The sequence below is a fragment of the Celeribacter baekdonensis B30 genome (assembly GCF_000299875.1).
Lineage (GTDB): Bacteria > Pseudomonadota > Alphaproteobacteria > Rhodobacterales > Rhodobacteraceae > Celeribacter > Celeribacter baekdonensis_A.
Genome location: NZ_AMRK01000002.1, coordinates 337,485 through 357,156 on the forward strand (window position 1 = coordinate 337,485; position 19,672 = coordinate 357,156).

General features: G+C 57.4%; 23 protein-coding genes. 11 read left to right on the top strand and 12 right to left on the bottom strand.

Going from position 1 to position 19,672, the window contains the following annotated elements:
* Positions 1-152: 152 nt before the first annotated feature.
* Positions 153-1,367, top strand: coding sequence for a DegT/DnrJ/EryC1/StrS family aminotransferase (locus B30_RS05150; RefSeq protein WP_040401950.1), 1,215 nt, complete (start codon positions 153-155; stop codon positions 1,365-1,367).
* A gap of 54 nt (positions 1,368-1,421) precedes the next feature.
* On the opposite strand, the gene B30_RS05155 is transcribed toward B30_RS05150, so the two are convergent.
* From B30_RS05155 to phaC, 4 genes are all read right to left on the bottom strand, one after another.
* A complete protein-coding gene (locus tag B30_RS05155; RefSeq protein WP_009570962.1) occupies positions 1,422-2,366 on the bottom strand; it encodes a LysR family transcriptional regulator in 945 nt (314 codons plus the stop codon).
* Between the two features lie 174 nt (positions 2,367-2,540).
* Positions 2,541-3,104: a polyhydroxyalkanoate synthesis repressor PhaR gene (gene phaR / locus B30_RS05160; protein WP_009570963.1), complete on the bottom strand. Its 564-nt coding sequence runs from the start codon at positions 3,102-3,104 to the stop codon at positions 2,541-2,543.
* Positions 3,105-3,369: 265 nt separating this feature from the next.
* Positions 3,370-3,819: a phasin family protein gene (locus B30_RS05165; RefSeq protein WP_009570964.1), complete on the bottom strand. Its 450-nt coding sequence runs from the start codon at positions 3,817-3,819 to the stop codon at positions 3,370-3,372.
* Positions 3,820-3,994: 175 nt separating this feature from the next.
* Positions 3,995-5,800, bottom strand: a complete 1,806-nt coding sequence (phaC, locus tag B30_RS05170) for a class I poly(R)-hydroxyalkanoic acid synthase (RefSeq protein WP_009570965.1) — start codon at positions 5,798-5,800, stop codon at positions 3,995-3,997.
* Between the two features lie 146 nt (positions 5,801-5,946).
* Here phaC and phaZ point away from each other — a divergent pair, with 146 nt between their 5' ends.
* Complete coding sequence (gene phaZ, locus B30_RS05175; RefSeq protein ID WP_009570966.1) at positions 5,947-7,251, top strand: polyhydroxyalkanoate depolymerase; 1,305 nt, start codon at positions 5,947-5,949, stop codon at positions 7,249-7,251.
* An 82-nt stretch (positions 7,252-7,333) separates the two neighbouring features.
* Here the strand turns inward: phaZ and B30_RS05180 are convergent, their stop codons facing one another.
* Positions 7,334-8,047, bottom strand: a complete 714-nt coding sequence (locus B30_RS05180) for an alpha/beta fold hydrolase (RefSeq protein WP_040401951.1) — start codon at positions 8,045-8,047, stop codon at positions 7,334-7,336.
* 52 nt (positions 8,048-8,099) lie between these two features.
* A complete protein-coding gene (locus B30_RS05185; protein ID WP_009570968.1) occupies positions 8,100-8,843 on the bottom strand; it encodes an alpha/beta fold hydrolase in 744 nt (247 codons plus the stop codon).
* 342 nt (positions 8,844-9,185) lie between these two features.
* On the opposite strand from B30_RS05185, the gene thrS reads away from it, so the two are divergent.
* The 5 genes from thrS (at position 9,186) to B30_RS05210 (ending at position 13,974) form a co-directional block, all read left to right on the top strand.
* Positions 9,186-11,135: a threonine--tRNA ligase gene (gene thrS / locus B30_RS05190; protein ID WP_009570969.1), complete on the top strand. Its 1,950-nt coding sequence runs from the start codon at positions 9,186-9,188 to the stop codon at positions 11,133-11,135.
* A 326-nt stretch (positions 11,136-11,461) separates the two neighbouring features.
* Entirely contained in the window at positions 11,462-11,773 is a 312-nt protein-coding gene (locus B30_RS05195; RefSeq protein WP_009570970.1) for a BufA1 family periplasmic bufferin-type metallophore, read from the top strand.
* A 68-nt stretch (positions 11,774-11,841) separates the two neighbouring features.
* Positions 11,842-12,714 carry an MNIO family bufferin maturase gene (gene bufB, locus B30_RS05200; protein WP_009570971.1) on the top strand — a complete coding sequence of 291 codons (873 nt, stop codon included), beginning with the start codon at positions 11,842-11,844 and terminating at the stop codon, positions 12,712-12,714.
* On the top strand, positions 12,711-13,442 hold the full coding sequence (locus B30_RS05205) for an HvfC/BufC N-terminal domain-containing protein (protein ID WP_009570972.1): 732 nt from the start codon (positions 12,711-12,713) through the stop codon (positions 13,440-13,442). Before bufB ends, B30_RS05205 begins: the two co-directional genes overlap by 4 nt.
* Positions 13,435-13,974 carry a DoxX family protein gene (locus tag B30_RS05210; protein WP_009570973.1) on the top strand — a complete coding sequence of 180 codons (540 nt, stop codon included), beginning with the start codon at positions 13,435-13,437 and terminating at the stop codon, positions 13,972-13,974. The genes B30_RS05205 and B30_RS05210 overlap by 8 nt, the downstream gene beginning before the upstream one ends.
* On the opposite strand, the gene B30_RS05215 is transcribed toward B30_RS05210, so the two are convergent.
* Complete coding sequence (locus tag B30_RS05215; RefSeq protein WP_040401952.1) at positions 13,953-14,267, bottom strand: arsenate reductase family protein; 315 nt, start codon at positions 14,265-14,267, stop codon at positions 13,953-13,955. The two genes, B30_RS05210 and B30_RS05215, sit on opposite strands and share 22 nt — an antisense overlap.
* 241 nt (positions 14,268-14,508) lie before the next feature.
* Between B30_RS05215 and B30_RS05220 the strand changes: the two genes are divergently transcribed.
* Both B30_RS05220 and B30_RS05225 read left to right on the top strand, forming a co-directional pair.
* Entirely contained in the window at positions 14,509-14,715 is a 207-nt protein-coding gene (locus B30_RS05220; RefSeq protein WP_009570975.1) for a cold-shock protein, read from the top strand.
* Positions 14,716-14,791: 76 nt separating this feature from the next.
* On the top strand, positions 14,792-15,439 hold the full coding sequence (locus tag B30_RS05225; RefSeq protein WP_009570976.1) for a GDSL-type esterase/lipase family protein: 648 nt from the start codon (positions 14,792-14,794) through the stop codon (positions 15,437-15,439).
* A gap of 57 nt (positions 15,440-15,496) precedes the next feature.
* Here the strand turns inward: B30_RS05225 and B30_RS05230 are convergent, their stop codons facing one another.
* From B30_RS05230 to B30_RS05240, 3 genes are all read right to left on the bottom strand, one after another.
* Positions 15,497-15,808 carry a hypothetical protein gene (locus B30_RS05230; protein WP_040401879.1) on the bottom strand — a complete coding sequence of 104 codons (312 nt, stop codon included), beginning with the start codon at positions 15,806-15,808 and terminating at the stop codon, positions 15,497-15,499.
* Between the two features lie 155 nt (positions 15,809-15,963).
* Positions 15,964-16,437: a dihydrofolate reductase gene (locus B30_RS05235; RefSeq protein WP_009570978.1), complete on the bottom strand. Its 474-nt coding sequence runs from the start codon at positions 16,435-16,437 to the stop codon at positions 15,964-15,966.
* An 11-nt stretch (positions 16,438-16,448) separates the two neighbouring features.
* The gene (locus B30_RS05240) at positions 16,449-17,243 is read right to left on the bottom strand and encodes a thymidylate synthase (RefSeq protein ID WP_009570979.1); all 795 of its coding nucleotides are present in this window, start codon (positions 17,241-17,243) and stop codon (positions 16,449-16,451) included.
* A 147-nt stretch (positions 17,244-17,390) separates the two neighbouring features.
* On the opposite strand from B30_RS05240, the gene B30_RS05245 reads away from it, so the two are divergent.
* Both B30_RS05245 and B30_RS05250 read left to right on the top strand, forming a co-directional pair.
* Positions 17,391-17,813 carry a VOC family protein gene (locus B30_RS05245; protein ID WP_009570980.1) on the top strand — a complete coding sequence of 141 codons (423 nt, stop codon included), beginning with the start codon at positions 17,391-17,393 and terminating at the stop codon, positions 17,811-17,813.
* Entirely contained in the window at positions 17,807-18,559 is a 753-nt protein-coding gene (locus B30_RS05250) for a DUF1194 domain-containing protein (RefSeq protein ID WP_009570981.1), read from the top strand. The genes B30_RS05245 and B30_RS05250 overlap by 7 nt, the downstream gene beginning before the upstream one ends.
* Positions 18,560-18,578: 19 nt before the next feature.
* On the opposite strand, the gene B30_RS05255 is transcribed toward B30_RS05250, so the two are convergent.
* Positions 18,579-19,076, bottom strand: a complete 498-nt coding sequence (locus B30_RS05255; RefSeq protein ID WP_009570982.1) for a MarR family winged helix-turn-helix transcriptional regulator — start codon at positions 19,074-19,076, stop codon at positions 18,579-18,581.
* A 148-nt stretch (positions 19,077-19,224) separates the two neighbouring features.
* On the bottom strand, positions 19,225-19,539 hold the full coding sequence (locus B30_RS05260; protein ID WP_051130591.1) for a succinate dehydrogenase assembly factor 2: 315 nt from the start codon (positions 19,537-19,539) through the stop codon (positions 19,225-19,227).
* Positions 19,540-19,672: the final 133 nt, after the last annotated feature.

A 19,672-nucleotide genomic window follows, 5' to 3' on the forward strand; every position in this document is an offset into this window, starting at 1 on the left:
AGGGGGCGCGTTCGCCCCCTTTTTGCTGCGCGTCCACCCCGAAAATGTGAATTTTTTGCGAAAACCCGCCGGTGCGACAGCACAAGAGTAGATTTCTCATCGCACACCACTTACAGTTATTCTGAAAGAAGAATTCAAGAATGGTGAAAGACATGTCCGACGGAGCTTCTCACGCCCCCAACGTCTACGATGCCGAACCGATCCCCACCCCGGCCCGCGAAGAGGTCGAACGCCTGCTTTTGTCCGGCGATTTGTTCCGCTACACAGCCGCCAAAGACGCACCTGTGACGTTGCTCGAACAGGAATTCGCCGCCATGTTGGGCGCGAAATATGCCCTCGCCGTTGCCTCTTGCTCCGCCGCTCTGTTCCTCTCACTCAAGGCACTCGACCTGCCCCGCGATGCGCGAGTGTTGATCCCGGCCTTTACCTTCGCCGCCGTGCCCTCCGCCATCGTTCATGCCAACTGCACACCGGTTTTGGTCGAATGCGGCGACAATTACCGTATTGATCTGGACGATTTTCATGCCAAAATCGAAGGTGCCGACGCGGTGATGATCTCGCATATGCGCGGCCACACCTCCGATATGGACGCGATCAAAACCGCCTGTGACGCCAAAGGCATCCCGTTGATCGAAGACGCTGCCCATAGCCTTGGCACGGTTTGGGACGGGCAAAACATTGGCACAATCGGCAAAATCGGCTGTTTCTCCTTCCAGTCCTACAAACTTTTGAACGGCGGCGAAGGCGGGATCATGATCACCGACGATGCCGAAGTCTATGCCCGCGCCGTGATCATGTCCGGCGCCTATGAGCACAACTGGGCCAAGCACAATCCGCAGCGCGACAATGCGCTTGTCGAGGCGTTTGACCGTTGGCAAAACAAGCTGCCGCTCTACAACACGCGACTGTCCAACATGTCCGCCACTCTGGTGCGTCCGCAAATCACAGAAGTGCCGCGCCGTGTGGCCGATGGTCGTCGCAACCATGATTATGTCGCAGCATTGCTTGAGGCTTCGCCCTATCTGACTGTGCCCGCCAAGCTCGACAAAGAGGTCCGCGCCCCCGACAGTCTTCAGTTCAACTTGGTGGATTTCTCCCGCGAAGAAGCGCTGTCCTTTCAAAATGCCGCCAAAGCGCGTGGTGTCTCGGTTCAGGTCTTTGGCCTCTCCACCGACAACGCCCGCGCCTTTTGGAACTGGCAATTCCTGGGCGAAACGCCCGAGTTGCCGAAAACCCGCGAGATGCTGTCCAAGGCCTGTGACACCCGCCTTCCGGCGCGGTTGCAACAGCCCGATCTCGACTTTATCGCTGACGCTTTGCTTGGTGCCGCCGAGGCGGTCAAAGGCGTGCGCGCCGCCGCCGAATAAGCACGTTCAGTTTAAAAATCAGAAACGCCGCCCGGCATCTGGGCGGCGTTTGCGTTAGAGCAGTTTGACGTACCCCTCAAGCCATGGGTTGGCCGCGACCAAGGGTGTGACCACCTGATCCTGCAACAAGGGACGCAAACGCGTGGCGATTTCGCTGGCCATCTCGGACACACCATCCCGGCGCACGGTCAGGGAAATCCGACGCGACAGCGGCGTCGTCGGCAACGGGATCACCTCAATCGCTCTGGCATATCGCCCGGCATTGAGCACCCCCAGAGACGACAGGATCGTCCACCCGGTGCCCCCCGCCACCATCGCCAACATGGCGCGGTAACTGTCCAATTCAAACCGCTGGGTCAGCCGCATTCCCTGTTCTGACAGGTGATGGGCCACCATCCGCCCCATCGCATGACGACGGGTGTATTGGATCAGCGGCAGGGTGTGGATCGCCTCGCGATGGCCCTTTGGCACCACCCCAACGAACGGGTCTTGCAACATCGGATGGCTTTCGCGCCAATCCTCAGCCACCTCCAATTCGGCGGCAACAATCACGTCAAGAGCCCGGTGTTCCAACCGGTCGAGCAGCCGATGCGACGGGCCGGTTTCCAATTCAAACCGGGTGTTGGTCAACGTGTCGGCCATCTGTGCGATCAGCAAAGGTGTGACACTCGATTCAAAATCCTCGACCATGCCGAGGCGCAATTGGCCCAATTGGCTGAGGTCCAGACCGGCAATTTCAGAACGCGCGCGCGCCGCTTCCAACAGGATCGTTTGCGCCCGTTTGCGCAACACCCGGCCCGCGGGCGTCAGGCTCATCGGCCGCTCGCGCCGGTTCATCAATTCGGTGCCCAGCGCGGTTTCGAGGTTTGAGATTTGTTGCGATATGGCCGAGGGCGAGGCCCCTAACCGCTTGGCCGCCGCAGAGACCGACCCCTCCTCGGACACGGCCAAAAACACCTCAACCCCCCAAAGCGTCAACCGCCCAACCTTGTCACTCATCGCGCTGCGTCACCCTTTTGGTGTTTGATCTCGTGTTGATCGCAAGCCTAGGGGGTGCTGTGCGGGCTGTCACCCGCCGAATCGATGGGGACCGTCATTCATGCCGCAATTGCAAAACAAAGCCCCGCCGATTGGGCGGGGCTTGTCGCGATCAGCAGATCAAACGGGTCGCATTTATTGCAGTTTGGACAGCTTGTCCTGAAGCTCGGCGAGTTGCTTTTTGATCTCACCCAGATCTTCTTTGCCCTCAGCCGCAGCTTCGGCTTTCGGCGCGGTCCAATTCGATCCAAGCCCACTGCCCAAGCCCCCTGTCATTGCTTTCAGGAAGGCCTCTTGTTGCGCTTGCAGCGCTTCAAATCCTGGCAAACTGGTGCCAAAATTTTGCATCACCTGCTCTTGGCCATGGCGGAGCATTTCAAAACTCTGCGCCAAAAATTGCGGCACAACGGATTGAATATCCGTGGTGTAGCTGCGCACAAGATCGGTCAGGACATTGAGCGGCAACACGCTTTCACCGCGGCTTTCATGTTCCGCGATGATCTGCAAAAGATACTGACGGGTCAAATCATCCCCGGATTTCAGATCAACGATCTGCACATCCCGCCCCTCGCGGATAAATCCCGCGATGTCCTCCAGCGTGACATAATCAGACGTCTCAGTGTTATAGAGGCGACGCGACGCATAGCGTTTGATCAACAACGTCGCGGTTTTATCATATGTTTTTTTTTCGGCGGCCATTCTGGGCTCCCCTCCCTTATTGGCATTGCAGCGAGCCTAAGCGACGGATTTTCCAAAAGCAAAAGAAATCCCCACCAAACCGATACCGCTATCATGTCGAGGGGGCCAAACCGGCGTGACCAAGGCCACTTTGCGCATTCTGCATCGCGGCATAAACCCGAAGGCACACCAAGAAAAATGGGCCCCCAAAAGGAGGCCCATTTCTGATGCGGCGGGGTCAGGGAGGCGAACCCCGCGCGCGAATGCTGTCGTTAAACCCGAGACCTTAGGCGGCCGGGGTTGTGACTTTTTTCGCAGCTTTGGTCATTTCGTCTGTCGCTTTTTTCGCGGCAGCGGTCATGTCTTCGCCTGCGTCTTTGCCGGCTGCGAGCATCAGTTCAACGGTTTCCATCTGAACTTTTTTCGCAACTTCCGCGAAAGCGGCCATGTTTTCAGCAGCCAATTCAGCCTGAGCGGAAGCGAAATCGGTGACCGCTTTGGTGTAATCGGTCGGCTCTTCTTTCACAGAGGCCACGACAGAAGCTTTTGCGAGAACTTCTTTGGTCCATTTGGAGGAAATCTCGGTGGATTTCTCAGCCGCTTCGAGAGCCACTTTGGCCATTTTCTCACCAAGCGATGCTTGGGTTTTGAACGCGTCCTGCATTGCGGACATGTCCATCGGGAAATTGCCCATCATGTCTTTCATCATCTTGGTGAAGTCATCAGTTTTAGCCATGTCACAGTCCTTTGCGGTTACTAAATAAGCGGTCCGATCCGGTGTGCCGCTCTGAATTCGTTACAGACCGGCGTTCGATGTCGCTCTGCACTTGCAAACAGAATATGCATGCTGCGGCGCAGAAAATCAAGTGTTTTATGCTGCGCCGCAGAAAAATACCCAAAACAACGTAGATTCAGGGTGTTGCCTGTGACGCAACGTAATCGCCCGGAGCCGGACCCAATGTCGCACGCCCCGAATCACCCGGATGACGCGCTGGGACCATTTTACCCGCCTTAGATGACAACCAGTTTTCCCAACGCGGCCACCAAGAGCCTTGATGAAAATCGGCCCCCGCTTTCCACTCCTGCGGCGACAGTGTCAGATCGCTGTTGGTGTAGTGGCCGTATTTCTTTTTCGATGGCGGATTGACGATCCCGGCAATATGCCCGGATTCAGACAGGATGAAGGTTTTGTTCTTCGACCCCATCTGACGCACCCCATTATAGGAACTGGTCCAGGCCGCGATGTGATCGGTCTCACAACCAATGGCGCAAAGCGGCACGTCCACGTCGCTGAGATGCACCTTGGTTCCGGCAATCGGGAAACCCGTGGTCGACAGCTCATCGCGCTGGCACAGACCACGCAGATACTCGACCGCCATCCGCCCCGGAAGGTTGGTGGCATCGCCATTCCAGTACAAAAGATCAAAGGCAGGCGGCGCCTCCCCCATCATATAGGAGCGGATCGCGGGCTGATAAATCAGATCGTTGGCACGCAGGTAAGAGAAAGTGCGGTTCATATAAAGCGACTTCATCAAACCGGTGCGTTCCGCCTCCGCCTCGATTCCATCGACGAAATCATCGTCCAAAAACACCCCAACCTCCCCCTGATCGGCAAAATCGGTCAGGGTGGTAAAGAAGGTGGCGGATTTGATCGACTTGTCGCCGCGTTGTTTCATCAACCCCAAAGTGATCGCCAACGTCGTGCCCGCGATACAATAGCCGATCACATTGATCTTGGCTTCTTTGGTGATCTCTTTGACCTGAGCGATGGCGGTCAAAAATCCCTCTTCGACATAGGTGTCCATGCCGACATCGGCATAGCTTTCGTCGGGGTTGACCCAAGAGACGACAAAGACGGTGTAACCCTGCTCCACCACCCATTTGATCAACGAGTTCTGTTCGCGCAGATCGAGAATGTAGAATTTGTTGATCCATGGCGGAAAGATCAAAAGCGGGGTCTTATGAACCTCATTGGTCAAAGGCGCGTATTGGATCAGCTCAAACATCCGGTTGCGAAACACCACCTCGCCCTTTGAAGTGCCGATGTTTTTACCAACTTTAAAGGCGGCCTTGTCGGCCAGGTTCACAATCGCCTCACCTTGGTGCTCCTCAAGGTCGCGCACAAGGTTTTCCAAACCGCGCACCAAGCTTTCGCCATTGGTGTCGATCGCCTGCTGCAATGCATCCGGGTTGGTCGCCAGGAAATTGGTTGGCGACATCATATCAATGATTTGGCGAGTGAAATAATCGACGCGGCGGCGTTCACGGTCTTCCATCACCTCAAGATCGCTCACAGCGGTTTCAATCGCCTCGGCGTTCATCTTGTATTGCTGTTTGATAAAATTGAAATACGGGTTGTTGTCCCAAACCGGATTGGCGAACCGGCGATCCTGAGGGGTCTCGTCCGGCGGCGGGCTCATATCCCCCTTCGCCAACCGATGTTGGGCATCGACAAAATGTTTTAACGTTTTGCCCCAATGCCCGACCTGATGTTCGATCACCCGCGCCGGGTTGTTCATCATTTCGGCCATATAGGCCGCAGCGGCTTTCATGAATAATTCTTGGTTCGGCCCCTGCAACGACTGCGGCACAGGCTTTTTTTGGGCCAGCGCTGTGATCAACCGTTGTGACAGAGCTTCTATCTTTGCGATATTCGCGTTCAATACCTCAAATTCTTGCGGTTTGTCTTGCGTTTTGACATCTCCATCCCCTGTCATCTCGCCTCTTCCCTCCATTTTGCACTTGCAGCATGACAAAATGCTGTAAGACTATATAAACTACGATAGCGATAGAGAGGACTGGTGGGAAGGCGCTGATGCGCCCTTATCTCACAAGACTCAAACGAGACACCAAGGAGTGACGCATGCGATTTATGGCGACCTATGATTTCATGGAGACGATGCGCAACACCAACCAATGGCTTGGGGCCTCGGCCTTGGCGCTTGGCTCCTACCCGGCCATGGCGATGGTGCCCAATCCCGCGATCCAATGGCTCACCGCCTGGGGTCAGGTGACCGAACGCTCCTTTGCACGTATGGCGGCCAAACCCGACTGGGGCATTCAATCCGTGGTCGGCGAAGATGGCCGCGATCATATCGTCGACATCGAAGTCGAAGTGTCCAAGGCCTTTGGCGACCTGATCCATTTCAAGGTTCAGGGTCGCAAGGAAATGGCCCGCAAAGTGCTGCTCGTGGCCCCCATGTCCGGCCATTACGCCACACTGCTGCGCTCGACCGTCGTATCCCTTTTGCCCGATTGCGAACTCTACATCACCGACTGGCACAACGCCCGCGACATCCCCGTGTCCGAAGGCAAATTCGATGTTGAGGATTACACCCTCTACCTTGTTGATTTCATGAAATATCTGGGGCCACAAATCCACGTCATCGCGGTCTGTCAACCGGCCCCGCTGACCCTGGCCGCGACCGCGTATCTGGCCGAAGAAGACCCCAAAGCGCAACCGCGCAGCCTGACCTTGATCGGCGGGCCGATTGACCCGGACGCGACCCCGACCGAAGTCACCGACTTTGGCAACCGCATCACCATGGGCCAGCTTGAACAAAGCATGATCCAGCGCGTGGGCTATAAATACAAAGGTGTGGGCCGCAAGGTCTATCCGGGCCTGTTGCAGCTCAGTTCTTTCATCGCGATGAATTCCGAGAGCCACACCAAAGCCTTCAAAGATCAAATCAACCGCGTCGCCAAAGGCGAAGCCTCGGATCACGACAAGCACAATAAATTCTACGACGAATACCTCGCCGTGATGGACATGACCGGCGAATTCTACCTCTCGACCGTCGAGCGGATTTTCAAAGGTCTTGAGATCGCCAAAAACGAATTCGTCGTCGCGGGCAAACGCGTCGATATCGGAAAAATCACCGATGTCGCGGTCAAAACCGTTGAGGGCGAGAACGACGACATCTCGGCGCCGGGCCAATGTGTTGCGGCGCTGCGGCTTTGCACTGGTCTGCCGGACAGCAAAAAAGCCTGGCATTTGGAACCGGGCGCCGGTCACTACGGGATTTTCGCGGGCAAGAGCTGGCGCAACAACATTCGGCCCTTGGTGCTTGATTTCATCGACGCCAACTCGGGTCCGCGTGTGGTTGCCGGCAAAGACACCACACGCCCAAGCACTGCCGCCAAAGCAAAGACCAAAGCGGCGGGGTAATCTGGCCGGACAATACTCAAAACCGGCGGCCTTTTTGTCCACATGGTGCCGCTTTTGAGTATTGGCGCAGCAATGAAGACGCTTAGCGCAACACCAATGGTGCCTCGGCCTCCAGCCATGTTCTGAACGCCCGTGACACGGTTTTGGGCGCTTCCAACATCGGCAGATGTCCGGCCTTTTCAATCAACACCAATTGCGCGCGTGGCATCAACTGGGCGATGAAATCCTGCCGTCGGGCCGGACAAATCGTATCGGCCACACCGCCAATCACCAGCGCCGGAAGCCGCGCGCGCCGGAGCACATTTTGCAAATCCGGGCGGCGTTGCAAAATGCGCGATTGGGTCAGATAGGTCTCAGCCCCGGCCTCCATCGCCATATCAAGCCAATAGTCGCGAATGGCATGACGATGCGGCGAATCAAACAGCGCCGTGCTGGGCAATTCCTCCAAAAGCGCCTCGCCAAAACGGCCGGTTTTGGCCTTGATCATCCGCGGCTCGCGGGCGGCTGCGGCGTTGGGCGGTTCGGCTTGCGCGGATGCCGAAATCAACGCCAGTCGCGTCACCCGTCCGGGCGCGCGGCGCAACATCTCTGTTGCCACCGACGCGCCCAGATCATGCCCCGCCAACGCAAATTTCGGCGGCGCGACGGCCAGAACATAATCCGCCATCTCCGCCAAGCTCACCCCTTTGAGCGGCGCGACCATCACGGCGTGATCTCGACTCAAATCATTGATTTGATCGGCAAACACCCGGCCATCCGCAAGAAATCCGGGGAGAAACACTAAGCTTTCCGTCATCGGTTTGGTCATCCTGCCGGGGTCATGCCCCAAATTTGTCTCGGCGCGGGGATCAAATGCGCGCCAGCACGTCAGTGATCGCCGCCTCAATGGTTTTCAGGCAATCCGGGGTCGAAAACGGGTGATCCGCACCTTTGACAATCGTCAGCCGCAGATCATTGCCCTGCGCATGATCAAACAGGCGCAGGGCCGTTTCCGTGGAGACTGCCGTGTCTTCTGTGCCTTGCAAAAACCGCACCGGGAAGGGCAGGTCAAGCGGCGCGCGCAGCACCAGATGATCCCGCCCCTCGCTGATCAGGCGTTTGGTGATCGGATAGGGATCGCCATACTCAGAGGGCACATGCACCACACCTTTGTCCATCAGTTCGGCACGCTGATCGGCGTCGAAGCTGGCCCAAAACCCGTCTTCGGTAAAATCGGGTGCGGCGGCGATGGTGACAAGCCCCGCCACCCGTTCGGGCATCCGTTTGCACATTAAAAGCGAAATCCAGCCGCCCATGGAGGAGCCGACAAGCAACTGCGGGCCGGTTGTCAGCGCCGAAATCACCGCCTGCGCATCTTCGGCCCAATCGCCGATGGCACCGTCTTCAAAGCGGCCCGAACTTGCGCCATGGCCGGAGTAATCAAACCGCAAAAACGGTCGCCCCTCTGCGCGCGCCCAAGCGTCCAAAGCCGTGGCTTTGCTGCCTTCCATATCGGATTTGAAACCGCCCAGGAACACCACGCCGGTGCCCTCGCCTGCAACCTGATGATAGGCGATGCGACGACCGCTTGGGGTGTCTAAAAACTCTGGCATGGCACTGTCCTCCGTCATTGCCTCAGGCCTATCGCGGCTGGGAAAACTTTGCAATCCGCTGGCCCAATGCGCCCCCGCTCACAAAGGGGAGCGGCAGGGGTTCGCTCAGTCACAGGCTCCGCCCCTGACAGCGCCAAACCCACAGGACATTGCCGGGCTGTTGCGCCTTGCTCACGCGTCCCTCCCCGGCCTGCGCCCAGAAAGACGTTCAAACATTGCATTTATGGCCGTCATGGCGGCCCTTTCGCATTGACTCGGCCACACGATAGATTCACATAGGGCGCACACCATAACCCGCAACCGGGCGCTCCGTGGGCGCCAAACTGACGAGGAGTGCCAGACATGGCCCAGATTTCTCTCACCTTCCCCGATGGCAATGTACGCGACTTCGCAAAGGGCGTCACCCCTGCTGAGGTCGCGGAAAGCATTGCGATCTCTCTCGCCAAAAAAGCGATCTCCGCGACCGTGAATGGCACGCATTGGGACCTGCAATGGCCGATCGAGGCCGATGCCACGATTGCCATCAACACCATGTCCGATGAGGCCCCGGCGCTGGAACTGATCCGTCACGATCTGGCCCATATCATGGCGCGCGCGGTGCAGGAGCTTTGGCCCGATGTCAAAGTCACCATCGGCCCGGTGATCGAAAACGGCTGGTATTACGACTTTGACCGCAAAGAGCCATTTACCCCCGAAGATTTGGGCGCGATTGAGGCGAAGATGAAAGACATCATCAACGCCCGTGACCCGGTGCGCACCGAAGTCTGGTCGCGCGAGAAAGCCGTCGCCTATTATAAAGAGCGCGGTGAAGAGTATAAGGTCGAGTTGGTCGGCATGATCCCCGACGACGGGCAACCGATCCGCATGTATTGGCATGGCGATTGGCAGGATCTCTGCCGTGGCCCGCATTTGCAAAACACCGGCCAAGTGCCGAACAACAGCTTTAAATTGATGTCCGTCGCGGGTGCGTATTGGCGCGGCGACAGTGACCGCGCGATGTTGCAGCGGATTTACGGCGTTGGGTTCAAAGACCCGAAGGCGCTCAAGGCCCATTTGACCATGTTGGAAGAGGCGGCCAAACGCGACCACCGCAAGCTGGGCCGCGAAATGGACCTATTCCATATGCAAGAAGAAGCCCCGGGGCAGATTTTCTGGCATCCGAACGGCTGGAAAATTTACACCACGTTGCAAGATTACATGCGCCGCCAGCAAGAAGAAGATGGCTATGTCGAGGTCAATACGCCCCAAGTGGTGAACCGCAAGCTTTGGGAAGCATCCGGTCACTGGGACAACTACCAAGACAATATGTTCATCGTCGAAGTCGACGAGGAGCACGCCCGCGAAAAGACGCTGAACGCGCTCAAGCCGATGAACTGCCCCTGCCACGTTCAGGTGTTCAACCAAGGTTTGAAATCCTACCGCGACCTGCCATTGCGCATGGCCGAATTTGGCTCGTGCAACCGCTATGAACCGTCGGGCGCGCTGCACGGCATCATGCGGGTGCGTGGGTTCACCCAAGATGACGCGCATATTTTCTGCACCGATGAACAGGTCGAGGAAGAGACCAAGAAATTCGTCACCTTCTTGGCCAAAATCTATGCCCATCTTGGTTTTGACCAGTGGAAAGTCAAACTGTCGACCCGTCCTGAAAAACGGGTTGGCACCGAGGAAAGCTGGGACAAGGCCGAAGCGGATTTGGCCAACGGGATTCGGGCTGCGGGATACGATTTTGAAATCCAGGAGGGCGAAGGCGCCTTTTATGGTCCAAAATTGGAGTTCGTGTTGACCGATGCCATTGGCCGCGATTGGCAATGTGGCACCTTGCAAATCGACCCGAACCTGCCTGAACGTCTGGATGCCAATTACATCGGCCAGGATGGGGCCAAACACCGTCCGGTGATGTTGCACCGCGCGGTCTTGGGCTCGTTTGAGCGCTTTATCGGGATTTTGATTGAATCCCATGCGGGCAAATTGCCGTTCTGGTTGGCGCCGCGTCAGGTTGTGGTCACCACGATTGTCTCCGAGGCGGATGACTACGCCAACGACGTGGTGGCAGCCCTCAAAGCCGCAGGTGTGCGCGCCGAGGCCGACACCCGCAACGAGAAGATCAACTACAAGGTCCGTGAGCATAGCCTTGGCAAAGTGCCGGTGATTCTGGCCGTGGGCGCGCGTGAGATTGACGAAAAGACCGTCTCTGTGCGTCGTCTGGGTGAAAAACAGACGGCTGTGATGAGCCTGGACGACATCGTGGCTGAGCTAAAGCTGGCCGCCTGCCCACCCGATTTGAAATAAGTCGCAAAAAACCTGAAACAAAAAGGCCCTGCGCAAGTGGGGCCTTTTTTGCTTGTTCACCTTCCCCAACGTCAGCGTGAGCAATGTTTCACCCCCTGCGTGCCTTTATCCCCCTGATTTTACTCATCTCAGGCCAGCCCAACACCGCTGATCCGCGCGTCTTGCCCCCATGCGATGTCTTTTCAACACACGTTTCCGTTTGTTTCACTCCCTGACAGGCGCGTCAGGACACAGCCCCGTGACTGGCCTGTGAGCCGCCCTATCGGCCATATCTTGCTCACCGCCACTCACGGCGGAAACGCACGATCTTTAGGGAGACACACCCAATGACCACACAAACAAAAACCCTCGCCCTCATCGGCGCTCTTGCCACCGCATTGTCCGCAACCGCCACCATGGCCTCCGCCGAAGGTGCGCAGGAAAAATGTTTCGGCGTTGCTCTTGCCGGTGAAAACGGCTGTCAGGCCGGCCCGGGCACAACCTGTGCAGGCACCTCGAAAGTCGATTACCAAGGCAACGCCTGGACCCTCGTTCCCGAAGGCACCTGCCTGACCATGGAACTGCCCGCAACGATGGACGGCCATGCCCGCATGGGGTCGCTTGAGGCGCTGGATCGCGACCTGCCGATGGACAGCTAAACCTCTTCGGGTCCGGCGCATCTGTGCCGGACCCTCTTTACAAACACAAACCTTTGGGGGGAGATGAGATGTTGGACCACCGTAACAGCTGGCGTGACGCCCGGCGTGACACCCTGCCCAATGGCGCGGGCGTCGGCTACAAACCACAGCATTTTTCAAACCTTGCGTCGGGCAAATCCTCGGTTGAATGGCTTGAAATTCATGCAGAAAATTACATGGGCGCGGGGGGGCGGCCCTTGGCACAACTGCGTGCGCTCTCCGATCTGTTCCCGATCTCCGTGCACGGTGTTGGCCTCTCAATCGGCGGCGACGGACGGCTTGACCCCGACCATTTGGCACGGCTCAAACACCTGATCGACTGGCTGCAACCGGCACGGTTTTCCGAACATCTGGCCTGGTCCACCCATGGTGACGCCTATTTCAACGATCTGCTGCCCCTGCCCTACACCGAGGCCACATTGACCCGTGTCTGCGCCCATATCAACGAGGTGCAAGATCGGATCGGGCGGCAGATGTTGCTCGAAAATCCCTCCGCCTATTTGGCCTTTTCTGAAAGCACCTATGCCGAGGTCGATTTCCTGCGTGAGATCGTCAAACGCACCGGTTGCGGGCTTTTGCTGGACGTGAACAATGTCTTTGTCTCCGCCTCCAATTTGGCCTTTGACCCCATCGCCTATATTGACGCCTTCGCCCATGAGGCCGTGGGGGAAATTCACCTTGGCGGCCATGATGAAGACGCAGATGAGACGGGCGCGCCGTTGCTGATCGACAGCCACGGGCGCGAAGTGGCCGACCCGGTTTGGACCCTTTATGCCCATACCTTGTCTGTCGGCGGTGCCAAGCCGACCTTGATCGAATGGGACACCGATGTGCCCGAATGGGAGGTTTTGGCCGCAGAGGCCGACCGTGCCACCGCCCTGTTACAACGGGTGCCCGCATGACCCAATCTGCCTTCATCGCCGCCGTGCTTGACCCAGACGCCCCCGTCCCCATGGGCCTCACCGATGCGTCAGGCCACCCCGTAGCTGCGCGCTTTAATGTCTATCGCAATAATGTCGCGGTGAGTTTGAAAGAGGCGCTTTCGTCGGGTTTTCCCGCGATCAAATCTTTGCTCGGCGCGGCGTTTTTTGACGCGATGACAGGGGTTTACCTGCGCGCGCATCCGCCGAAGTCGCCACGACTGGCGCTCTATGGCGAGACGTTCCCCGAGTTTCTGGCCGGGTTTGAGCCCCTGCGCCACCTGCCCTATTTGCCCGATGTCGCCCGGCTCGAGTATGTCCTGCACCAAAGCTATCACGCCGCCGATGCCACGGCACTCACCGCGGATGCCATGCAAAACCCCGACGCGTTGATCCGCCCGCTGCGCCTCGCCCCTTCGGTGTTTTGGATCGAAAGCGCCTATCCCGTGACCCAAATTCACGCCGCCGCTCTTGGTGGGTCAAATCCCACAGGCGGGGGCGAAACCGCCCTGATCACCCGCGCCGCCTTCGACCCGGTGGCGACAGGCTTTCCTCCCGGCACCAGTGCCGTTTTGACGGCTTTGAACGCGGGGACGCCTCTGGGTGAGGCAATCGATTTGGCCCCGGCCGCGCTCGACCTCTCGGCCTTTCTCTGCGCCCTGCTGACCGGCGGAGCACTCATTTCATCGCAGGACTCAGCCCATGTTTGACCTTAAAAACACGTTTGATCGTATCAACAGCCTTGCCCTCTGCGCCCTGCCCCTGCTCGCGCGCCTCACCTTTGCCGGAGTTTTGGCCCGCTATTTCTGGGCCTCGGCGGCGACCAAATTATCCGGTCCGTTCACCCCAACCTTCAATGCCTACGCCCAGGTCTTCCCACGCAAAATGGAGGCGGCAGGCTATGACATTTCGGGCTTTGGCCTGTTTGAATGGGCGGTGGTAATGGCGGGCAGCTACGCCGAAATCATTCTGCCCGCGCTGCTTATCGTCGGCTTGTTCACCCGCCTCGCGGCCCTCGGCATGGTCGGCTTTGTCCTTGTGCAATCGCTCACCGATGTCATCGGCCACGGCGCCGATCCCGCCACCGTCGGCGCGTGGTTTGACCGGGCATCCGACGCGCTGATCCTGGACCAACGCAGCTTTTGGATGCTCGGATTTGCCGTACTCATCGGCTTGGGCGGCGGCTGGGCCTCGCTGGATCGGCTGATCTGGAACCGGGTTCAAGCCAAAACAGCGGCCTGAACATCCTTGCCCCAGCCCAGATACAAAACACCGTCCTTTTCGATCACCGGGCGCTTCATCAGCGTCGGGTGATCGGCCAGCAGAGCCAAAGGCGCGCGTGCCCGCTCGTCCTCTGACAAGCCCCGCCATGTGGTCGATCGCGTGTTCAAAATCGCATCGCCAAACGCCGCATGGAACCGCTCCAAGTCCTGTGCGGACAGCGGTTCGGCGCGAATGTCGCGCAATTCTGCCGAGAGCGCTTTGAGAGCCTTGCGGCAGGTGTCACATGTCTTAATCCCGTAAATGACTGTCATTTTGACCTCTTTTCGATTCACCAAACGCCCAATCCACAGCCCCAGCCGCTCAAAAAACCGCATCTGCGCGGTGTTATAAACTTGTTGCTTGCCTTATTTTCAACTTGAGGCAAACTTATCTCGTGACTGCTGACTTTCTAGAACGACCGCTCCTTCTTACGGGGCAGCTGGAAGACTTGGAAGACCAGGCTGCACCGGCCCGTCGCACGTTGTGGCGGATGACATGATAGGAGTGATGACAATGCCCACCGGCACTGTAAAATGGTTCAACACCACCAAAGGCTTCGGCTTTATTGCCCCCGATGATGGCGGCAAGGACGTTTTTGTTCATATTTCTGCCGTCGAGCGCGCGGGCATGACTGGCCTCGCCGACAATATGAAAATCCGCTATGAGCTGCGCGATGGCCGTGATGGTCGCGCCTCTGCGTCCGAACTCGAAGCGATCTGAACGATTTTTCGGTTGATCTTTGACGGTCCCGGGGCCACTCCGGGGCCGTTTTCTATGCACATTTTGGAGGCCACCCGTGCCCACGATCCTCACCTTTGGCGACAGCAACACCCACGGCACTCAGCCGATGCTCACGCGTCCTTCCGATCTGCCACGTCATATGCGCCGCTGGCCTGTGGTGATGGCAGAACGACTGGGATGGGATTTGATCGAAGAGGGCTTGCCGGGGCGGACCTTTGCCTTTCCCGATCCCGAAATGGGGCCGCATATGGATGGGCGTTTAGGCCTTTTCATTGCGCTTGAAAGTCATGGGCCGATTGATGCGCTGACCATCATGTTGGGCACCAACGATCTCAAGGCACAGTTTGATGCCACACCTGAAGACATCGCCGAGGCCGCCGCGTTTCACCTTGATGTCGCGCTCTCGGACGAGATGCAGGCGCGCCATGGCGGGTTTGAACCCTTTCTGATCTTGCCCCCTGCCCCACGCGCTTTGGGCGTTTTAGCCGAGCACTATACTGGCGCGGAGGCCAAATCCATGGCCACCTATGACGCGGTCCGCGCCATGGCAGAGGCCCGCGATGTGGCGGTGTTCGATGCCAATTCTGTGGTGTCGGTTTCTGAGGTCGACGGCGTCCACCTTGAAGCAGCCTCGCATGAGATATTAGGCGTGGCCGTGGCCGATTTTATCCTCTCGGAACGGGTTGAAGACGCCGCCGAGTGACAAAACCCCGCCCCAGACACGGGGCGGGGTTTTGAATTTCCTTAACTTCGCAGGGGCTTAGCTTCCAGACCCCATCGAAATCCGCTCCGGCACGTAATTCGGAGATTTCGGATCTGTGTTGTTTGTCGCCATCGCGGGCACATAGCGCCGCTGGCTCACGGGAGCGTCGCCATAGCCCGTCGCATTCGGCACACCGCAACACACCACGCCATTATAGCGGATCGGCTGCGTCCCTGCGGGACAGAAGTTTTCGACGTTTTTCTCATAGGCGAAATGTTTGACGACAGGATCATAGGGCTGGGTGTCCGCAGCAAACATCGGGCTCGCCCCAAGGGTCATCACAGCGGCAGTCAACGCGGCTTTCATCATTTTACACACTCCGAAACACGAGCCCAATTGGGGCGTAAATCTCTATGCTTAAAGGATAACTCAGCTTGCGCGACTGCGGCAAGTATTTGATGGTTTGGGGCGCGATTGTTTCTAAATGTACAACATTGGTGTCATTTTTCAACCATTGACCCAAATCACCGCATCCATTCCACAACCTCACACTTCGGCCCCTCCGCGCGCAGCACCATCCGCGACACTACGCGCCACGCGTTTGGGTCGAACGTCGGAAACCATGTGTCCGCGCCCTCGACCTCGGTGTCGACCTCGGTGATCACCAAACGGTCGGCCAGCGGCAGCATGGCAGAGTAGATGCCAGATCCGCCCATGCCGTAGATGCGCGCGCGGCCCTCGGAGCGGGCAAATTGGATCGCCTCCTCAACGCTGGCAAAGACATGCTCATAATCGACGCCTTTTGAGGACACCACGATATTCAAACGATTTTTCAATGGCTTAAATGGAAGACTTTCCCAGGTGTTGCGCCCCATGATGACCGCGCCCCCCATGGTTTCCCGCATGAAAAACCGCAAATCTTCCGGCGCTTCCCATGGGATGGTGTTGTCTTTGCCAATGGCACCTGTGCGGTCGCGGGCGGCGATGAGCGTGATCATAATGAGGCTCCTTAGACCGCAACCGGAGCTTTGATGGCGGGATCGGGATCGTAATCCAGCACCTCGAAATCGTCAAAAGTGAAGTCGAACAGGCTTTTGACCGCCGGGTTGATCCGAATGGTCGGCAGTGGTTTCGGCTTCCGCGTGAGTTGCAATGCGACCTGCTCCATATGGTTGGAATAGATATGTGCGTCACCGATCGAATGGATGAAATCGCCCGGCTCATAGCCCGTCACCTGCGCCAGCATTTGCAGCAAAAGCGCATAAGACGCAATGTTGAACGGCACGCCGAGGAACATATCGGCGGAGCGTTGGTAGAGTTGAAGGTGCAGTTTTCCACCCAGGATTTTGACCTGCCAAAGGGTGTGACAGGGCGGCAGCGCCATATTGTCGACCTCAGAGGGATTCCACGCGGAGACAATGAGGCGGCGCGAATCAGGAGTTTTCTTGATTGCCTCGACAAGATTGGCGATCTGATCGAATGTGCCACGCTCCCCGCCCGGCCATTTGCGCCATTGCGCACCGTAGACCGGACCCAAATCGCCGTTTTCATCGGCCCATTCGTCCCAAATCGTCACCTTATTGTCGCGCAGATATTTGATGTTGGTGTCGCCGGAGAGAAACCACAAAAGCTCATGAATGATGGCGCGCAGGTAGAGTTTCTTGGTGGTGACCAAGGGAAACCCGTCGCTCAGCGGATAGCGCGCCTGAAGCCCGAAATAGGATCGCGTTCCTGTGCCAGTGCGATCGGTGGTGTCAACGCCATGGGCAAGGATGGTTTTCAACTGGTCATGGTATTGGTGCACGGCATTATCCCCAAGATGTAGTAGGCGCGAGTTTGGCCTCAGTATTACTGACGCAGAGGGGCAAGCCAAGGCGGAACCTGTGGCAAGGGGATGGAAAAGCGCCCACAAAGGGCTAGAGTTGCACCAAACAAACTAAGGAGAGGCAAAATGCGCTATTTGCACACGATGGTTCGAGTGAAGGATTTGGAAAAAACCATGGCGTTTTTCACGTTATTGGGACTGCGACAGATTCGCCGCATGGACAGCGAAGCGGGGCGGTTTTCGTTGATTTTCATGGCCCCCGAGGGACAGGAAGAGTGTCCGGTGGAACTGACCTACAATTGGGACGGCGACGAGGGCCTGCCCTCAGACAGCCGCCATTTTGGCCATCTGGCCTATGAAGTCGAAGATATTTATGCGCTTTGTCAGACACTTATGGACAATGGCGTGGTGATCAACCGACCGCCGCGCGACGGGCACATGGCCTTTGTGCGCTCACCGGACAATATTTCGATCGAGCTTTTGCAAAAAGGCGAAGCCCTTGCTCCGAAAGAGCCTTGGGCGTCGATGGAAAGTGTTGGGCATTGGTAAAAACCGCCCTCCTCAGCGCGATTTTCGCCGCGTTTTTGACGGCAGGATCGGCGCAGGCCGAGACCTGCCGACAGGCTTTGGCGCTGGGGCTGGATGTGTCTGGCTCGGTCGATGCTCGTGAGTGGCAATTGCAGATCGAAGGTCTCGCCCGCGCCTTGGCCTCCCCCGAGGTGACGCGGGCGTTTTTGGCTGTCGAGGGCGCGCCGGTTTGGATCACCATCTACGAGTGGGCGGGTGACGCCTCGCCGCGCGATTTGGTGCCTTGGGTGGCCATCCGCAGCCAAGACGACCTGCAAGACGTGCAACGCAAATTGCGCAGCTTAACGCGGGTGCCACATGGGCCGGGCACGGCCATGGGCGAAGGCATTCGGTTTGGTGGAGCACGGTTGAGCGAACGTCCCGGCTGTTGGCGCTATACGTTGGATATTTCCGCCGATGGCCGCTCCAACATGGGGCCTCGTCCAGAGCGGGTGCGGTTTGAACCGAACCTCAGTGACGTGACGATCAACGGATTGATTGTCTCGACCGGATCGGACACCGCCGACGCGGCGGCGGTCACCCGCGAGCTTGATGGTTTGGAACGTTATTTCAGAGGGGCGGTGATCAAAGGTTATGGTGCTTTTGTCGAACGCGCCGGGTCGTATCACGACTATGACCGCGCGATGACGCGCAAACTTTTGAAAGAATTACAAACACTTACAATCGTCTGGTTGGACATTCTGCCCGATCAAAACGGTCAAAATTGACCTGTCTGACGACTCCCGTTCAGTAGATATAGCGAATCTGATCGGCCCAATACCGTTCAACGCGGCGCAAAGAGGTGTTGATGTCTTCGATTCCCGCAGAGGAAATCACCCCTTTGCCCTGCAACCCCTCGGCGTGACGTGAAAACAACTCCGCCACGGTGACGCGGACATGATCGCCCTTGGCGGTCAGTTTCACCCGCACCGAGCGGCGGTCAATTTCACAGCGCTGATGGTGCATATAGCCCATATCCACCAGCTTTTTGAGGTTATAGGAGACGTTTGAGCCCTGATAATACCCGCGGGTTTTCAATTCCCCGGCGGTCACCTCGTTTTCACCGACGTTGAACAGCAAAAGCGCCTGAACCGCGTTGATTTCCAAAATGCCGACCCGTTCGAATTCATCCTTGATCACATCCAGAAGCAGGCGATGCAGCCGCTCCACCAGTGACAATGCCTCAAGGTACTGAGACATAAAGGGGGTTTCGATTGGTTTTACGAATGCTGAATGCATGCTCATCTGTGACTCCGCCAAAGGCTATTTGAAGGACAGATTGACCGGAATTTCCCAAAATTCAGTTAAACAGCACAAATTTTTCCAATCTCGACAAATTGGCTGAAAAATAGCGTAGACAGGGCGTGGGTTTCGGTAAGGGTTTGGTAACCTTTTACCCCATCAGCCCCCAAGAGGGATGATCCGCATCCGCAATCACCCGCTCCAACATGGATTTGAGATGATCCGGCACGGGTTTAAGCCCGGTCGCATAGGATAGCAAATCCTGATCATGCTCATCCATCAGCGTCTCAAACTCGTCCAAAGCCGCCGCGTCCATGTCTGCCAAATGCGCATCCGCATAGCCGCCGATCAAAAGATCCATCTCTTTGATCCCGCGCCGCCACGCCCGGATTTTGAGCCGCTTCCGACGGATTTCAATGCTCTCACCCACCGGCTTGACTGCGTTTTTGGGGCTGAACTGAGGCATGGCGATCTCCAACTCTGTGACGTTTTGTGCACCCATATCAAGATTATCGCACCCATACCAAGATTATCGTCAAGCGACGCTTGGCGCGCGGCCCTTTTTGGCGCTATCACTAGGCCAAACCCTTAGCACAATG

Excerpts from the sequence above, each read along its gene's own strand:
- B30_RS05150 (WP_040401950.1), top strand. The coding sequence starts at position 153 with ATGTCCGACGGAGCTTCTCACGCCCCCAACGTCTACGATGCCGAACCG.
- B30_RS05155 (WP_009570962.1), bottom strand. The coding sequence starts at position 2,366 with ATGAGTGACAAGGTTGGGCGGTTGACGCTTTGGGGGGTTGAGGTGTTT.
- phaR (WP_009570963.1), bottom strand. The coding sequence starts at position 3,104 with ATGGCCGCCGAAAAAAAAACATATGATAAAACCGCGACGTTGTTGATC.
- B30_RS05165 (WP_009570964.1), bottom strand. The coding sequence starts at position 3,819 with ATGGCTAAAACTGATGACTTCACCAAGATGATGAAAGACATGATGGGC.
- phaC (WP_009570965.1), bottom strand. The coding sequence starts at position 5,800 with ATGACAGGGGATGGAGATGTCAAAACGCAAGACAAACCGCAAGAATTT.
- phaZ (WP_009570966.1), top strand. The coding sequence starts at position 5,947 with ATGCGATTTATGGCGACCTATGATTTCATGGAGACGATGCGCAACACC.
- B30_RS05180 (WP_040401951.1), bottom strand. The coding sequence starts at position 8,047 with ATGACGGAAAGCTTAGTGTTTCTCCCCGGATTTCTTGCGGATGGCCGG.
- B30_RS05185 (WP_009570968.1), bottom strand. The coding sequence starts at position 8,843 with ATGCCAGAGTTTTTAGACACCCCAAGCGGTCGTCGCATCGCCTATCAT.
- thrS (WP_009570969.1), top strand. The coding sequence starts at position 9,186 with ATGGCCCAGATTTCTCTCACCTTCCCCGATGGCAATGTACGCGACTTC.
- B30_RS05195 (WP_009570970.1), top strand. The coding sequence starts at position 11,462 with ATGACCACACAAACAAAAACCCTCGCCCTCATCGGCGCTCTTGCCACC.
- bufB (WP_009570971.1), top strand. The coding sequence starts at position 11,842 with ATGTTGGACCACCGTAACAGCTGGCGTGACGCCCGGCGTGACACCCTG.
- B30_RS05205 (WP_009570972.1), top strand. The coding sequence starts at position 12,711 with ATGACCCAATCTGCCTTCATCGCCGCCGTGCTTGACCCAGACGCCCCC.
- B30_RS05210 (WP_009570973.1), top strand. The coding sequence starts at position 13,435 with ATGTTTGACCTTAAAAACACGTTTGATCGTATCAACAGCCTTGCCCTC.
- B30_RS05215 (WP_040401952.1), bottom strand. The coding sequence starts at position 14,267 with ATGACAGTCATTTACGGGATTAAGACATGTGACACCTGCCGCAAGGCT.
- B30_RS05220 (WP_009570975.1), top strand. The coding sequence starts at position 14,509 with ATGCCCACCGGCACTGTAAAATGGTTCAACACCACCAAAGGCTTCGGC.
- B30_RS05230 (WP_040401879.1), bottom strand. The coding sequence starts at position 15,808 with ATGATGAAAGCCGCGTTGACTGCCGCTGTGATGACCCTTGGGGCGAGC.
- B30_RS05235 (WP_009570978.1), bottom strand. The coding sequence starts at position 16,437 with ATGATCACGCTCATCGCCGCCCGCGACCGCACAGGTGCCATTGGCAAA.
- B30_RS05245 (WP_009570980.1), top strand. The coding sequence starts at position 17,391 with ATGCGCTATTTGCACACGATGGTTCGAGTGAAGGATTTGGAAAAAACC.
- B30_RS05255 (WP_009570982.1), bottom strand. The coding sequence starts at position 19,076 with ATGAGCATGCATTCAGCATTCGTAAAACCAATCGAAACCCCCTTTATG.
- B30_RS05260 (WP_051130591.1), bottom strand. The coding sequence starts at position 19,539 with ATGCCTCAGTTCAGCCCCAAAAACGCAGTCAAGCCGGTGGGTGAGAGC.